This window comes from Mesorhizobium sp. (assembly GCF_004962925.1).
GTDB lineage: Bacteria > Pseudomonadota > Alphaproteobacteria > Rhizobiales > Rhizobiaceae > Mesorhizobium.
In genome coordinates this window covers 2,900-3,140 of the sequence record NZ_SUEO01000358.1, presented here as the reverse complement: position 1 = coordinate 3,140, position 241 = coordinate 2,900, and the positions used below count along the sequence as shown (strand labels likewise).

The window sequence follows — 241 nt, the reverse complement described above, 5'->3', positions numbered from 1 at the left end:
ACCACAGCGTTTCCAAGCGCCCCGGCTAAGCGGTTCTGCCGGGGCGCTTGGAAACGCTGTGGTCGTCGACCAGTCCCTCGATCTGCCGCGCTGTTTCGGGATCGTCGCTCATATGGAATGCTCATGATTGTCGTCGCCAAGCGGCAGCGCCCGCAGCGCCTTGCCGACGGAAGCCGGCGGCGTGCCGGTTTCTTCCGCGAACCGCATGAGCGTCGGCTCGTGGGCGAGGATGAACTGCAGC

The 241-nt window shown here is 65.6% G+C and carries 1 protein-coding gene; it reads right to left on the bottom strand.

All coding sequences use genetic code 11. The annotated features are described in order from the left end of the window. Positions 1-108: 108 nt before the first annotated feature. Positions 109-241: DUF3572 family protein (locus tag E5W87_RS34815; RefSeq protein ID WP_292408322.1), on the bottom strand; the 133-nt coding region annotated here is incomplete at its 5' end.